Annotated in this window: 8 protein-coding genes and 4 pseudogenes; 2 read left to right on the forward strand and 10 right to left on the reverse strand. The window is 49.2% G+C overall.

Going from position 1 to position 15194, the window contains the following annotated elements:
• Positions 1-2: 2 nt before the first annotated feature.
• On the reverse strand, positions 3-2873 hold the full coding sequence (locus LN737_RS13990; RefSeq protein ID WP_405519801.1) for a PVC-type heme-binding CxxCH protein: 2871 nt from the start codon (positions 2871-2873) through the stop codon (positions 3-5).
• Between the two features lie 55 nt (positions 2874-2928).
• A complete protein-coding gene (locus LN737_RS13995; RefSeq protein ID WP_405519803.1) occupies positions 2929-3528 on the reverse strand; it encodes a DUF1080 domain-containing protein in 600 nt (199 codons plus the stop codon).
• A 334-nt stretch (positions 3529-3862) separates the two neighbouring features.
• Between LN737_RS13995 and LN737_RS14000 the strand changes: the two genes are divergently transcribed.
• Together LN737_RS14000 and LN737_RS14005 are read left to right on the forward strand one after the other, a co-directional pair.
• The gene (locus LN737_RS14000) at positions 3863-4300 is read left to right on the forward strand and encodes an EVE domain-containing protein (RefSeq protein ID WP_405519805.1); all 438 of its coding nucleotides are present in this window, start codon (positions 3863-3865) and stop codon (positions 4298-4300) included.
• Entirely contained in the window at positions 4293-5159 is an 867-nt protein-coding gene (locus LN737_RS14005; RefSeq protein WP_405519807.1) for an alpha/beta fold hydrolase, read from the forward strand. Before LN737_RS14000 ends, LN737_RS14005 begins: the two co-directional genes overlap by 8 nt.
• Positions 5160-5402: 243 nt before the next feature.
• On the opposite strand, the gene LN737_RS14010 is transcribed toward LN737_RS14005, so the two are convergent.
• From LN737_RS14010 to kdpB, 8 genes and pseudogenes are all read right to left on the reverse strand, one after another.
• Positions 5403-5651 carry a hypothetical protein gene (locus LN737_RS14010; RefSeq protein ID WP_405519809.1) on the reverse strand — a complete coding sequence of 83 codons (249 nt, stop codon included), beginning with the start codon at positions 5649-5651 and terminating at the stop codon, positions 5403-5405.
• Positions 5652-5727: 76 nt separating this feature from the next.
• Positions 5728-7509 carry an ATP-binding protein gene (locus LN737_RS14015; protein ID WP_405519811.1) on the reverse strand — a complete coding sequence of 594 codons (1782 nt, stop codon included), beginning with the start codon at positions 7507-7509 and terminating at the stop codon, positions 5728-5730.
• A 1-nt stretch (position 7510) separates the two neighbouring features.
• Positions 7511-8637, reverse strand: a pseudogene (locus LN737_RS14020) (sensor protein KdpD).
• 29 nt (positions 8638-8666) lie between these two features.
• The gene (locus LN737_RS14025; RefSeq protein ID WP_405519813.1) at positions 8667-9323 is read right to left on the reverse strand and encodes a DUF1648 domain-containing protein; all 657 of its coding nucleotides are present in this window, start codon (positions 9321-9323) and stop codon (positions 8667-8669) included.
• Between the two features lie 103 nt (positions 9324-9426).
• Positions 9427-10606 (reverse strand): annotated as a pseudogene (locus LN737_RS14030) (porin).
• A gap of 87 nt (positions 10607-10693) precedes the next feature.
• Positions 10694-12420 (reverse strand): annotated as a pseudogene (kdpA, locus tag LN737_RS14035) (potassium-transporting ATPase subunit KdpA).
• A gap of 60 nt (positions 12421-12480) precedes the next feature.
• Complete coding sequence (locus LN737_RS14040) at positions 12481-13044, reverse strand: K(+)-transporting ATPase subunit C (protein ID WP_405519815.1); 564 nt, start codon at positions 13042-13044, stop codon at positions 12481-12483.
• 52 nt (positions 13045-13096) lie between these two features.
• Positions 13097-15150, reverse strand: a pseudogene (gene kdpB / locus LN737_RS14045) (potassium-transporting ATPase subunit KdpB).
• Between the last annotated feature and the right edge of the window lie 44 nt (positions 15151-15194).

Here is a 15194-nt window from a genome sequence, read left to right on the forward strand (position 1 = left end):
AACTATTCACCCAATACTTTGGCAATCAATGCCTGAATTTCGTGGTTTTCGTGCGAGTGTTCCAGTTTGCCGACCCGGTCGTTAAATTCTTTCAGCAATTTTTTTGAATCCTCGGTGCCAATAGCGGCAATGCGCTGAATGGTGTAGGGCAGTTGCTTTGGCATTTTTGATTTTTGAGCCATATCCAGCGCCCGTTTCATATCGATAGCCGCCAGCGGTTCGGAAGCGTACCACAGCATCAAGGGCAGATTATGGTCGTCTTTGTCCTGCGATTTCTGAACGAGTGCATCCAGTACGTCCCAGCGCTGAGAAGGGTCCAGACGGAGCATGGCTGAGGTCAGATACATACGTACCAGCGATGAGTTGTCATTCTGAGCCATCGTCGCAAATTGCTTCAATGTTTCCGGCGAAACGGTTTTGTCTTCGGCTAATAGCTGAATGGCCCAGCTTCTTACGTATTCATTCTCGTTGGCAAGCAGGTCGGTCAGGTCTTTATCCGTAAGTCCTTTCGTTACGTGAAGAGCCCACAGTGCGCGAAGTTTGCGGGTAGCGTCCGGATTTTTAGCCAGAATGTCTTTCAGTGCTTTATGGACTTTTTTGTTGGGCCCGCGCTCCTGTAAAATTGTCCGGGCCTGGCGAACGTACCACTCATTGGGATTGAGTTGGGCGTTTACCAGTTCCATATCCGACGCTTTCGCCAGATCGACCTGTACCCATTTGTCGTTGTCGTGAGTGATCTTGAAAATTCGCCCCATTGTTTTGTCGTGCACATCTGGATTGGGGCTATGGCACTGGTTCTTATCGTACCAGTCAATCGCCCATACCGATCCACTGCCGTCATATTTCATGTTCAGCCACTGCGACCAGGAGTCGTTCATCGCCATAAAATCGGGTCGGTGGGTCACCATATAGCCCGATCCGGCGCGTGTGGGGTGGTCATGATTCAGCTTGGCTCCGTTGATGTTGTTCATAAAAATATCATTCCGGTATTCCTGCGGCCAGCTATTGCCCAGGTAAATCATGGCTCCGGAATGGGCATGTCCACCACCAGCCGACCCTGACCGGAAATTACCCGCGTGCGGGCCCCGCTCGCCCACCCAGTGTACATGGTCGGCGTGGGTTTTTATGTCGTCGTAGGTGTAGGGGTTGAAATGTTTGCCAGCCTGCCGTTGGTAACGCCCGCCCTGAATCATGTGATACATATGCGGAATCACACAGGCCGTTATGAAGGCATGGCCGTAGTCGTTGAAATCAAGACCCCACGGATTGCTCGTACCTTCGGCAAACAGCTCGAACTGATGCGTAGTCGGATGGTAGCGCCATACGCCCGCGTTGAGTTTTGTCCGTTCTGAATCCGTCGCCCCTGGTTTACCAACGTTTGATTGGGTAAATACCCCGTGCGTCCCATATAGCCAGCCATCAGGGCCCCAGCGGAGGCTGTTGAGGGTTTCGTGCGTATCCTGCATACCCCAGCCGTCCAGGAGTTTTTGAGGTGGTCCGGTTGGCTTATCCGTTTTGAAATCGGCGGGAATAAACAGCAGATAAGGGGCAGCCCCGACCCATACGCCACCCATCCCCACTTCCATGCCGCTGACCAGATTTAGCCCTTCTGTAAAGACTTTCTTACGATCCAGCGTACCGTCGCCGTTGGTGTCTTCAAAAATAAGAATACGGTCGCGTCCCTGTCCTTCAGGAGCCGGAACCGGATACGTATGCGACTCCACAACCCAAAGTCTGCCGCGTGAATCGATCGTAAAACAGATTGGTTTGACGATATCCGGTTCGGCAGCAGCCAGCGTAATTTTGAAGCCGCTGGGCGGAGTCATGGCCTGAGCCGCTTTGCTGCCCGACAGTCCCGCATTCAAAACGGGGTCGAGTGGGGGAAGAATGATGATGTCTTTTTGTTTTAGTTCATTCGGGAAATTCGGGCGAGTGGGGTAAAACTGAAAATCATCAAAATTGATATGCGCCCATTTGTCATTGGCTATGTACGGAATCTGCGAAATACCCGTCTCGTTATCAACGATTCGGATGTAAATCTCCTGATTCAGATATGGTTGCAGCTCAACAACGACCGGCTGTAGGGTGGCCCGACCCTGCCCGGTGCTATGGAAAATAACTTTATCCGTTCCGGCCTGTACCAGCTCGACGCGCGTATCCTGCAACGCACCCCCCGACACCTTGAAGGCCGCAAACGGCTGCGTAACGGTAAACGGCACCGACGTTAAGGTGCCCGTTTGCTTATAGTTGGTCGTACCGCCACTGCTCAGAAAATACTTACCATCGAAGCCAATGTGCATGTCTTTTTCATGAACCGGGGAGGGATCATCCTGCGCAAAAATCGGGTTCGTAAACGCATCTCCTTTGGCGGTCCAGTCTTTCAGCGTACCCGTTTCAAAATTCAGGTTAAGGGGCTGGCCGTTTTTCATCGGTACCTGGCCCGCTACGGCCGCGTCGGCTACGGAACCCTCAACAACCTCAAAACTGCCCACCATGCCCGCTGCCCGGTGACCCGGAACGGTGCAGAAATACGTATCGCTTTTGTCGGCTTTAAACGTAATGCTGGTGCGTGAGCCTTTTTCCTGAAGGGTCTTGCTTTTGATGCCCAGTTTTTCCAGGGCAATGTCGTGGGTCATCAACTCCCCATTGGTAATGGTAATCCGCACCCGATCGCCTTTGTTGGCCTTTAATGTCGGATTACGGGCGCCATCCTTCGCGAAAAACCCCAGCATGGTGGCTTCGAGCGCGTACTCACGGTCGACCTTCGCGGTATCGGCCATCAGTTTCGCTTTGGGAACCTGTACCAGCGCGTCCGTTCCGGCAACGAACAGGAGGGTAGAAAATAAAGGAATAAGATACCGAAGATTAAGCATAGGAATAAGTCATGTTAAGAATAATCAGGGATAAAGGAATGCCTTAACGTATCCATCACAGGTCTGAAATGGTCAGATCTCTAAATTCAACCTGCGCCACACCGCCACTGTGAATCTGAACCGCAATAACACCTTTCTGGGGAATTTTGCTGTCCTTTTCAATATAGTCGCAGGTTTTTACGCCGTTTATGTAAAGCTCATGCCGGTTGCCTTTGCAGCGAATGATATAGCTGTTCCAGCCGTCTTCTTTCAGAATGTGTTTGAGGGTTCGCAAATCGCCACTCACTAATTTCTCCCGGCGGTGTTCGTCATACAGATCGCCCCAATAGCCGTTGCCGATGTCGGCCTGATAGCCGATGATTTTGGCTCCCTCGATTATTGACCGATACTGAATGCCACTGTTGATCATACCCGTTTTGGGATCGCCCGATAAGCGGAACAGGCAGCGAAATTCGAAATCGCCGTATTCTTTCAGGGTATACAGATACGTATTCTCCGGAATCTTTTTTACTCCATCGCCACTTCGAATCACGCTGTCTTTTACAAACCAGAGATTTGCGTGAGCCGGGTCAACAGTTTTCCAGCCGGTCAGGGTTTTTCCGTCAAACAAGGCGACTGTTTTGCCGGGTGATTGCGCGACAACCAGCGTATCCACGAAAAAAAGGAAAGGACCAGCAGGACAATCAGACGTATTGACAGACCTGATTTGACAAGAACATGATTCCAGTTTGGGAGCATCCTTAGAGCGTTTAGGTAAAGTCTGGTTTGATATAGCATAAAGTGCTAAATAACCCTTCGATTACTCATTGACGACACAGATCAAATTAGGGAAACTTTCTGGGAGTCCCAAACCAATAGGAGGGAGTGAGCATTGTAAAAATCGGAGTGATCTACTCCGAAAGCGGCTGGATAGGGCTTCGAGCCACAACAAGGGTGGCTTTGTAACGGTTTATGAGTGAGCAACACGTTACCAGGAAAATACACCATCCATGAATGACCCACAACGATACTGGATTGCCGTCGCTTCGAAAGATCACGTTATGCGGGGCGTAGCGGGGGGCTTTATGCAGGCCAACCACGGCAAAAAAGCCCCGTTGCTGCGGATAAAACCCAATGACTGGGTTGTTTTTTATTCGCCGAAACAGGTGCTCGAACGCGATGAGAAATGTCAGTCATTTACGGCTATTGGCCAGGTGCGGGATGATGACATTTACCAGGTCGAGCTGGCCGATGATTTTGCTCCGTTCCGACGTAACGTAACGTTTTTTCTTGGCAAGGACGTATCGATTCTGCCGCTTATCAATACGCTTGACTTTATCCAGAACAAAAAATCATGGGGCTACCCGTTCCGGGTTGGCTTTTTTGAGATTGGTAAAAAAGATTTCGACCTGATTTATAAGCAAATGCTCAACGATAATCATGACTGACACACAACAACAATCGGAGTTTCAGCACCAGCAGCTTATGATAAAAGGGGTTTCGCTGCATGTGATTACAACGGGCCAGAGAAACAAACCTGCCGTACTGTTTCTGCACGGCTTTCCCGAAAACTGGGCGTCCTTTGCAGCCATAATGGCGGGCCTCCGGGATGATTTTTTCACGATTGCCTTGGACCTGCCCGGCATTGGTCAGTCGGGAAAAATCGCTGCCAACGACAAAAAGACCGTAGCGGGTTATGTGAAAGGAGTTATTGACGCGCTGGAACTGAACCTGGTAACGCTGGTAGGGCACGACGTAGGTGGCATGATTACGTATGCGTATCTGCACGCGTACCCCAATGAACTGACAAAAGCCGTGATTATGAACGTAGCCGTTCCCGGCATCGATCCGTGGGCGCAAGTGAAGCAAAACCCGAATGTCTGGCACTTTCGGTTCAATACCATTCCCGACCTGCCCGAAACGCTGGTAGCTGATCGGCAACGGCCCTTTTTTGATTATTTCTTCAACACCATATCCGCTAAACCTGAAAATATTTCGGAACAGGCACGCAGTACGTATGCCGAAGCCTATGCCACGTACGATGCCCTGCATACGGGTTTCGAGTGGTACCGAACCTTCGCGCAGGACGAGAAAGACAACGAAGCCACCAAAGGCAAAGCCCTTACCACCTCAGTACTTTACCTGCGGGGTGAACGTGAATACGGAAATCTTGATGACTACATAAACGGTTTTCGGGAGAGCGGTTTAACAAATGTGCAGGGCAAATTGATACCCGGTAGCGGCCATTATGCACCAGATGAGTCCCCTGAAGCGGTGATAGAAATATTGAAAACGTTTTTGGCGTAAAAGGCACCTTATCCCCTGATAAGCTGAGCAAATCAGATGTAGGTTACCTCTTCAAGAAAGGGCCATAAAAAGGAGAACTTAACCCGTATTGATCCGTCTCTTGGTACACCAGTAGTAGATCAATATATGGCGCGCTCTACATATTGGACAGTTTGTAAAAGATGGCGATTTTATTGCTTGGCTCCTGGATAGTGTCGACGTCTGTATCCTTGTCGGGATTATAGATGCGGGTAATTATGAAGTTTACCGGCCCAATTGATTCAAACTTAGGTAAATATAGGATACCCGCCCCCAAAAAAAGAGTAGAATGGGTAAATATTCCGTGTAAATCAGAACATTTAAAGTCGATTGAAGAATATAGATCAGCAGAACGCTGGCGACAAAGCTGGCGATTAAAAGCTGGAGAATAATTCGACGAGGATCAGGTAAATCCGCCCGCTTTAGGAGCAGACTTAGAACGGATGAAGGAAAGAGGATAAATAAAACAAACATGATGGGTAGGGGTAGATAGGTAATCAAATTACCCTACCTAAGTGCTATGGCTGACCAGGCAGATTTGACCGTAGGCTTACGCATTTGCCAATCGAAAATAAAACCCGGCTCCGGGTGTTACGTCGGGATGTAATCCGATCTGCCCACCCATCGACTGAATAAATTCTCTGGAGATCGCAAGTCCCAGTCCCGTTCCACTAAAGGGTCCGTTGAGGCCAGGCGCTTTAAAATAGCGGTCAAAGACCCGCTCCCGGTGTTCCTCCCGCAGACCTGGCCCGTAATCCCGCACCGTGAATTCCACCTGTTCCTCCACTTGTTGGACGGTTATGTCAATGGCCGACTGGTCCGGGCTATGCCGGACGGCATTGGACAGGAAATTAATCAGTACCCAGGACGCTTTGTCAGAGTCGGCTTTTACGGTGGGCAGGTTAGGGGAGAGGTTTAGCTTAAATTGAATTTTTTTCTGCTCAGCCTGGGTCTTAAGCGCATTGGTGGCCACCTGTACCAGTTCGGCTGGATCAGTCGCCTGGATTTGAAGCTGGATTTGGCCCGATTCGACCTGAGCCATGTTCAGCAGTTCACCGGTTAAGCGTAATAATCGATCCGTATTTTCCTCGACATGGGTGACCATTTCCTGCTGCTCGTTATTTAAGCTTCCCAATCGTTTGTCAGTTAAGAGCTTCAGACTCATTTTGATGGCTGAAATAGGCGTTTTTAATTCATGGGATACGGTGGCAATGAAATTGGTTTTTGCCAAGTCCAGTTCTTTATAAGGCGTAATGTTCAGTAACACAATCACATAGCCTGCGTGAATCGGCTGAGTTTCACCCGTTGGTGTCACTTCAACGGCATGGATCTCTTTGTTGTAGTAACATTCCTTTCCTTTTCCATTTTGGCCAGTGTCGTAAATTTTTAACAGCCCGTTTCCAGTCTCGTTTTGTCGTGACTGGGCTACCACCTCCGTTGTGGCTAACTCAGGCGCTACCATAATATCCTGAATCAGCGAGCGAAATAGATCATTGGATGTTGCTACATCAGGCGCGTATTGACCAATTAGCTTTTGGCGCTCAACGCCTAATAACCGTTCGGCAACTGGATTGATGAATAGAATCCGACGTTTTTCGTCCAATCCGATGATGCCTTCGCTCATGATCTCTACCAGCGTATCGATTCGTTTTTTCTCAAATAGAATCTTGGCTACGTTCGAGTGTTCAAATTCATACAGCTTTTGGGCCATGGAGTTAAACGAACGGGCCAGTTCGCCAAATTCATCGCTGGAGCGAAAATGCAGCCGCTCTTCAAAATTTCGACTGCTAATCTGTTTGATCCCTCGGGTTAGCTCCCGGATAGGGCCCGCAATGTAACTGGGTATATTGATGACAAACGAGAAAACAATCAGGAAACAAAACGTACCAATCGATCCCAGCCAGAGCAGAGCGTCTTTAGCCGTTTGCTCGGCTATTTTACTTTTGCGAATAATGGCCTGCCGGTTCACATCATCAATGGCAAAAAGATGCTGCCGGATGCGGTTGATCAACAGCGCATCGGTAGCGCCCGCCCGTAGCCGGATAAATTCCCGGCGAACAGCCTGGGTGGGTTGCCCTTCACCGACTTCCGTTACGTTGGCCTCCTGTTTTTTTAAGTTTGTCTCAAAGTCAGTCAGCGCATCAGGATCATCGAGCGTAGTGAGGGCTTTTTGCATGTTGCTGACAAATTCCAGTGAGATGTAATTGTCTTTCAGGATCGCTTTGGAATCCTCGGCCAGTTGATTCAGATAATAGGCGCCTAATCCACCCAGTACCAGAATGATACCAGACAGGAAGATAAATGAGAGCGATACTTTGGTTTTGAGTGTCATATCAGGAAAGAATAATCAGGTCCGTATCCGACTCGGAAAGTCTGGTGAGCAGTTGATTAAAGGCAAACGTGCGTAGAATGATCTGAATCAGATTAAAATGAGGCTTTCCAATACAGACCGTCGTGACGTTTCGTTTCTGAACTTCTTCCATAATGCAGTTGACAACATTAGACCCCTTCGCCTGAATCACTTCCGCACCTAGTTCCGTCGCCAGTTTGAAATTGTTAATCAGGTGACGTTGCAAATCCAGCCGGATGCGGTCGGGATCTTCAGCGGGTGTTTGCACGTAGAGTACGTACCAGCGGGAATTGTAATAGGCTGCTAATCGTGCTGTTTTGCGAATAACTCGGCGAGCAATTTCGGGATTTGAGCTAATGCTGGCCATGAACCGCTCGGGCTTGGCCTTTAAATTAATGGGGAGGCTCGTCTCAATCTTACGTTCGACGGCCGTAGCCACTTCTCGGAGAGCTAACTCCCGGAGTTGTAGTATCTTATCCGACTGAAAAAAATTAGTTAACGCTGTTGCTACTTTGGCCTGGTCGTAGATTTTACCTTCTTTCAGTCGGGTAATTAACTCATCGGCGGTTAAGTCGATGTTCACTACTTCGTCGGCCAGATGCAGTACCCGATCCGGTACGCGTTCGGTTACGTCGATACTGGTAATTTCATGAACTTCATCGTAGAGACTTTCAATGTGCTGAATATTAACCGCCGAAATGACATTGATACCGGCGTCCAGAATTTCCAGTACGTCCTGCCAGCGTTTTTCATTTTTTGACCCCGGAATATTGGTATGGGCTAATTCATCCACAATAGCCAATTCCGGATGTTGATTAATAATGGCTTGAACGTCCATTTCTTCCAGCTCTCGTCCTTTGTAAAATAGCTTCCGACGCGGAATGATGGGCAGACCATCAATTAAGGCATGGGTCTCAGCCCGGTTGTGGGTTTCAATAAAGCCAATCTTAACGTCAATGCCGCTCCTCAGGAGCGCATGCGCTTCCTGGAGCATGCGGTAGGATTTACCTACCCCAGCACTCATACCGATGTAGATCTTAAACTTACCCGGCGGGACTCCTGGATAAGCCGAAGAAATTGGTCAGCCGATTGGTCGCGTTCATCAGTCATGGGGACGTATCGTTAAAACCGTATGGTTGCTAAACTTCATTAAGGTGTCGACGCAGATAAAATGAATACCCGGCAATGAATACATAGACCAGCAAATTAGCCAGAATGCCCACTGACCAGCGATCTTGTCCCCGGACAAACAACATGACCAGAACGGTTAGTAGGTTGACTCGTATGGTCACCAAACGCGTTAGACTATGCACCCGCTGACGAATCGCCAATTGTCGGATGAAGGATTGGTTAGTCTGGTTTGGTTTAAGCGGTTCAATGAACAGTTCGGCAGGAACACCGTAATACACAAAGCTACTGCCAAATAGAAAGAAAAGAATCGGTAACCATTCCTGGTACAGGGGCCTTTGCCAGACGCCTTGACCGATTAAAAGTATCGAAGCCCCCATCATGAGTAACGCTGTCGATAAGTATAGCTTGACAAGTTGCGAACGCCCGATTCCTGGCTGGCGGCTCATCAAGTTTAGGAAAACAATTCGTATGGTACTCAATACCAGAATTGACCAGGAAATACTCGTTAGCCACTGGCGACGCGTACCGAATTGATCGGCTTGCCCAAACTGGTCAAAATGAAGCGGCAACTGATCGGGTATCCGCTCCCAGTTCCCCAAAAGAACCAGCATTGGCAATACGATCAGCACTGCGCTCAGAATTTGATAAATTCGCTTGATTCGCACGGTCAAAAGGGTCAGGGTTTAGGTACCGGGTGTTGTATTATCAGTAGTAAGCGTTTCTGCTTTCCGGAAAGCTTACTACTGATTAGTTTATTCACTTAATGAATTAAAAAGAGATCGCCAAACTGGTCGTTAGCGACGTATTGCTACGCCCAAAACCAGAAGTTGTTTCAAAAATGGCGTCCCTGCTGTTGTACACTTTGCCCTCAATTCGGAAAAGTGCATTGGGCAGAATAGCGTAGTCGTAATTGAGCGAATAACCCCAGGTCTTGAATCCGTTCGGCGTGCCAGTGGCAATGATGACTCCATTTTTATCATCATAGTATTCAATACGGCCGGCCAGATAGCTTTTATCACTCGTTGCGAGACGAGCAATAACCACTGGCGAATACCACACATACGAACCACTGCCCACCCGACGATCACCGCTCACAATAGGCTTCCGGTCCAGAGCCAATATCAAAGCCTAGAATAACGCCAAACTTACCAGTTGGATTAATGATGGCGTAGAAGTTATTGAAGAACCGGCCCTGCTTGAGCGAGTCCGGCCGATCTGAGCCGATGAATGCACTCCAGTTGAGCGTAAGTTTGGAAGAGGGGCGAAACTGAACCTGGGTACTAACGGATGGACCACTGTAACCCGGTAGTTTGGCTACTCGCTGCCAGCCATTTAACACCGAACCTAACAGTGTCCATTTGCCATTCGACGTATTATACGTTAGCTTGGCGCCAGACAGATAATACGGTGAGTTTTCAGCAAGAATACTTCGGGTCAGCGTCCAGCAATCTTTGGAAATCGCACTTTCAAAACCAATATGCGAGGAGAAAATTCCCGCGTCCAACCAGAGGTCTTTCTGGCCACTAAGTTTCACGCCCGCATTAGCCTCATAAATGTTCTTCACTAGATCCTGCTCAGCTGCGTAGTTGTATTGCGCATACGTACCGACCTGAAGGGCCAGGTTTGCCCGTACCCGCTCGCCTACATAAGCGCCTTTGATGAACGCCAGATTAACGTTGACTTCCCGGTTACGCTTATGGTTATAAATAAAACCTGGGCGTTCCTGGGCCGTTTTTGGCGCAGTGAAATCGTGACTATAATAGGCTTCGATATAACCTGACACAGTTAGTCCCGAACTGGGCGCTGCGGTCGTAGCCGAGACGTCGGACCGCGAGACCTCGGACCGTGCTTGTGTAGGGGCAGAGGTTGTTGTTGTGTCTGTTATCTGGGCCAGCGAAGTGGACAATACACCAGCGACTAAGGCTGATGTTGTAAAAATAGTTTTCATAGTTATTGTTTTGTTGTACTCACGTTATGAATAATTCCCGATGCACCCGATCGTGGGTCAGGTATGAATATTGAAAAATCAGGGCTTCTACCCCTGGGTTAAGAACTCAGCGATTGGCCCAATTGCCAGAGCCGGGAAGGAGCTTAATGCCCCAATGATGAGGATGATTGCTGTCAGCAGTAGTCCAAATGGCCACGATTCAGTAGGCAACACGCCTGCAGTAGGCGGGGTATAGTGCTTTTCAAACAAGAGGCCACCGATGGCCAGCGGTCCGATGATGGGAATAAACCGACCTAGCAGCATCACAACTGCTGTGGACAGATTCCAAAAGGGTGTATTATCGCTAAGCCCCTCAAAACCTGACCCATTGCCAGCCGCGGAAGAAACATACTCATAGAGCATGGTTGTAAAACCATGATAACCGGCCGGGCGGGCGTTCCCGTTACTCAGCCAGCCGATGTCTGGATTAGCATCCTGAATGACCACCGCTATTGCCGTTGCTGCTAAATACAAAAAGGGCAGAATAACAATGACGAAGGTGGCGATCTGTATCTCTGGTATGCTTACTTTTTTGCCCAGTAATTCAGGCGTTCGGCCAATCATCAGGCTACCAATAAAAATAGCCAGTATGATGTACAGAAACATATACAGAAAACCCGTGCCAACCCCACCATAAAACGCATCCAGTTGCATCCCTAGTAGCATAAATATGCCAGACAGGGGCGTGTAACTATCATGCATGGATGTCAGCGTACCGGCTGGAATGACAATGTTTACCCCGCACCAGAAAGCCGACGCCAGCGTGCCAAATCGCATCTCTTTCCCTTCCAGACTCCCCGTCGATTGGTCAATACCCATCTGACTAATCGTTACGTTCCCACCCAATTCCTGTTGTATCGTCGGGATGGTTAAGGCCAGCCAGCAGCCCGTCATGATCGTAAACAGGATGACGGCCAATTTTCGGCGGTTCAGAAAATAGCCCAGCAAAACAACAAACCCCATAGGCAGCACAAATACATCAATCAGGTTGATGATGTAGCTGGCAAAATTGGGGTTCTCAAACGGATGCGCGGTATTCGCACCGTAAAATCCACCCCGTTGGAGCCCAAATGCTTGATTGACAGCATAGCGGCTACCGGTCCGGTTGTCACCGTCTGCTCAACTTCTTCCAGTGTTTTAACGATCTGATACGGTTCAAAGGTCATCGGAACGCCCGTGAACGTCAGCAGTACTGCACTGAGCAGAGATATGGGCAAAAATATTCGGGTAATCGACAGCACAAAGTCCTGATAGAAATTACCGACACTCGAACTGGTTTTCGCCTGCAACGACCGCACCACGGCAACCCCAACGGCCAGGCTCGTTCCTGCCGAAACGAATTGGAGGAAAGTCAGTACTGCCATCTGGGTGAAGTAGGTAGCGCCACTTTCTCCGGAATAGTGCTGTAGATTCGTGCTGGTGAGGAAGCTAATCGCTGTATTGATGGCCAGTGTCCATTCCATCGACGGAATATTTCCCGCCGTGGATTCGGCCTGGTTCCAGAGCGGAATGGCTGACTGCACCCGTAGAACGATGAGCCCGTACACCAGCCACAAGCTATTGATGGTCAGCATGGCTACCACGTATTGTCGCCAGGTCATTGGTTGAGTCGGGTCAATGCCGCCCAATCGGTAAAGAAGTCGGTCGAGAGGAGCAAGAAAATCTAAAGCCGTTTTCTCACCTTTGAACACGCGATTCATATACCATCCAACGCCGATGGCTAACCCAACGGCCAGGCCAAACAAGAGCCCAAGCCCTATATACTGCGTTATCATACTGGTGTCTGATCGATGAACCGGTTAGTCCAGGTGTCAACCGGACTAACCAGCAACGGATTATTTTGCCTGGTCGAGTGCTACGTTTAAGGCGAGCACATTCACTTTGGACGGGCCAAAAATACCCAGCAGCGGGCCCTCGGTATGCTCATCAACCAATTGGTTCAGTCGCTCAGCGGGCAAATTGCGTATTTTGGCAATCCTGGCCACCTGAATTTTAGCGCCAGCCGGTGATAAATCGGGGTCTAATCCAGAGCCAGAAGCGGTTACGAGTTCGGCTGGAATATCGGCTTTCTTGATACCAGGATTATGAACCAGGAACGTATCGATACGCGCTTGGACGGTTTTCAGATATTCGGGGTTTGAAGGGCCTTTATTCGAACCGGCTGATCCGGCTGCGTTGTAATCCACCGCCGAAGGACGGCTATTGAAATACCGATCTTCGGTAAATTTCTGACCAATTAATTTATAGCCAACCACTTTACCGTTGACTGTAACCGTTTCTCCTTTTCCGGCACCAGGGGCTAATTTAGCAATGCCTGCCACGACCAGTGGATAAATAATGACTAACAATACCAGCATCACAAGTGTCAGGCGAATGGCTGGTCCAATATGGGTTTTCATGATTTTTATTATTTTTAACGTACCGCTATATACGTACCGCTCGAAATTGATATTAAACGAATAAACCGACTAGCAGGTCAATCAACTTGATCCCGATAAACGGGGCAACAATACCACCCACACCGTAGAGCAATAAGTTCCGACGTAGCAGCGCACTAGCCCCAATCGGTTTATATTCTACTCCACGCAGGGCCAGCGGAATCAGCATCGGAATAATGATGGCGTTGAAAATCACGGCCGATAGAATGGCTGATTCGGGCGAATGCAATCTCATGATGTTAAGGGCCTGCAAAGCTGGAATCGAAATTGTAAAAAGAGCTGGTACGATGGCAAAATATTTCGCTACGTCGTTGGCGATACTGAATGTCGTCAACGTACCACGCGTGATCAGCAACTGTTTCCCAATTTCCACGACCTCAATGAGTTTAGTTGGGTCGTTATCCAAATCCACCATGTTACCGGCTTCTTTAGCTGCCTGCGTTCCTGAGTTCATGGCTACGCCTACATCGGCCTGGGCCAGAGCGGGTGCATCGTTGGTGCCATCACCCATCATGGCCACCAGTTTACCGCCGGTTTGCTCGGTACGGATGTACTGCATTTTATCCTCCGGTTTGGCTTCGGCGATGTAATCATCAACGCCCGCTTTTTCCGCAATAAATTTAGCCGTCAGCGGGTTGTCACCGGTGACCATTACTGTTTTCACGCCCATTTTGCGAAGCCGCTCGAAACGTTCGGCAATGCCCGGTTTGATAATATCCTGCAATTCGATAACCCCCTTCACTTCTTCGTTTTGGATAACGACCAGGGGCGTACCGCCGTTAGCAGCAATTTCCTTGGCTTTTTTATCCGTTTCAGGGGGAAGCTATTGCCCGCCCGCTCGACAATGGTACGGATGGCGTCCGTGGCACCTTTGCGAATCCGCTCACCCGTAGGTAGATCGATACCGGATGAACGGGTTTCGGCGGTGAACTTAATCAGCTTTGATCCATTCGTGTTCAAATTTCGAGTGACATCATTACCAGCCAGTTCAACGATTGATTTACCTTCTGGCGTGTCGTCGGCCAGCGAGCTAAGGGCCGAAATACGGACCATATCCGCTTGTTTAATACTGGGGGCGGGGTAAAAGTTGGTCGCTTTCCGGTTACCAATGGTGATGGTTCCCGTTTTATCGAGCAGCAACGTATCAATATCACCTGCTGTTTCAACGGCTCGTCCCGATTTTGCAATCACATTAGCCCGTAAAGCCCGGTCCATACCGGCAATCCCGATGGCCGATAATAAGCCCCCGATAGTCGTAGGAATCAGACAAACAAACAGCGAGATCAGCGCAGCTATCGTAATCGGTGTGTTGGCATAATCAGCAAAGGGTTTCAGCGCTACGCAGACAATAATGAAAATGAGTGTGAAGCCAGCCAGCAGAATCGTCAACGCAATTTCATTCGGTGTTTTCTGTCGGGTAGCTCCCTCCACCAGGGCAATCATTTTATCCAGAAACGATTCACCGGGCTGCGTGGTAACCATCACCTTAATCTTGTCCGATAGTACTTTCGTACCACCCGTTACTGATGATTTATCACCACCTGCCTCGCGAATTACGGGAGCCGATTCACCCGTAATGGCCGATTCATCAATGGTCGCCAGGCCTTCGATGATTTCGCCATCGGACGGAATAATGTCACCGGGTTCGCAGATGAATACGTCACCTTTTTTAAGTTGCGCGGATGAGATGGTATGCACTTCGTCCAGCTTCATATTCCCAACAGGCCGAATGACTTTAGCGGGTGTATCCTGGCGAGTCTTCCGGAGTGACTCGGCTTGTGCCTTCCCTCGGGCTTCGGCAATGGCTTCGGCGAAGTTGGCGAACAAAACCGTGATAAGCAGAATCAGTGTAATAACGATATTGTAGGTCAATGACCCCTGCGTAGTATCGCCTGAGAAGGCGATGAAAGCCGTTACCAGCACCATAATTAGCGTGCCAATTTCGACGGTAAACATGACCGGGTTTTTAATCAAAATAGCCGGATTCAGTTTAACAAATGACTCCCGAATTGCTGTTCCAACAAGTTCCCGTTGGAACAGGCTAGGGGAAGAAGATTGCTTTGCCATTTCAGTATTTATGTAGGTGTTACACCGATCCCCCGGCATAACTA

Origin of the sequence: Spirosoma sp. KNUC1025, from assembly GCF_045160025.1 — a bacterium.
GTDB lineage: Bacteria > Bacteroidota > Bacteroidia > Cytophagales > Spirosomataceae > Spirosoma.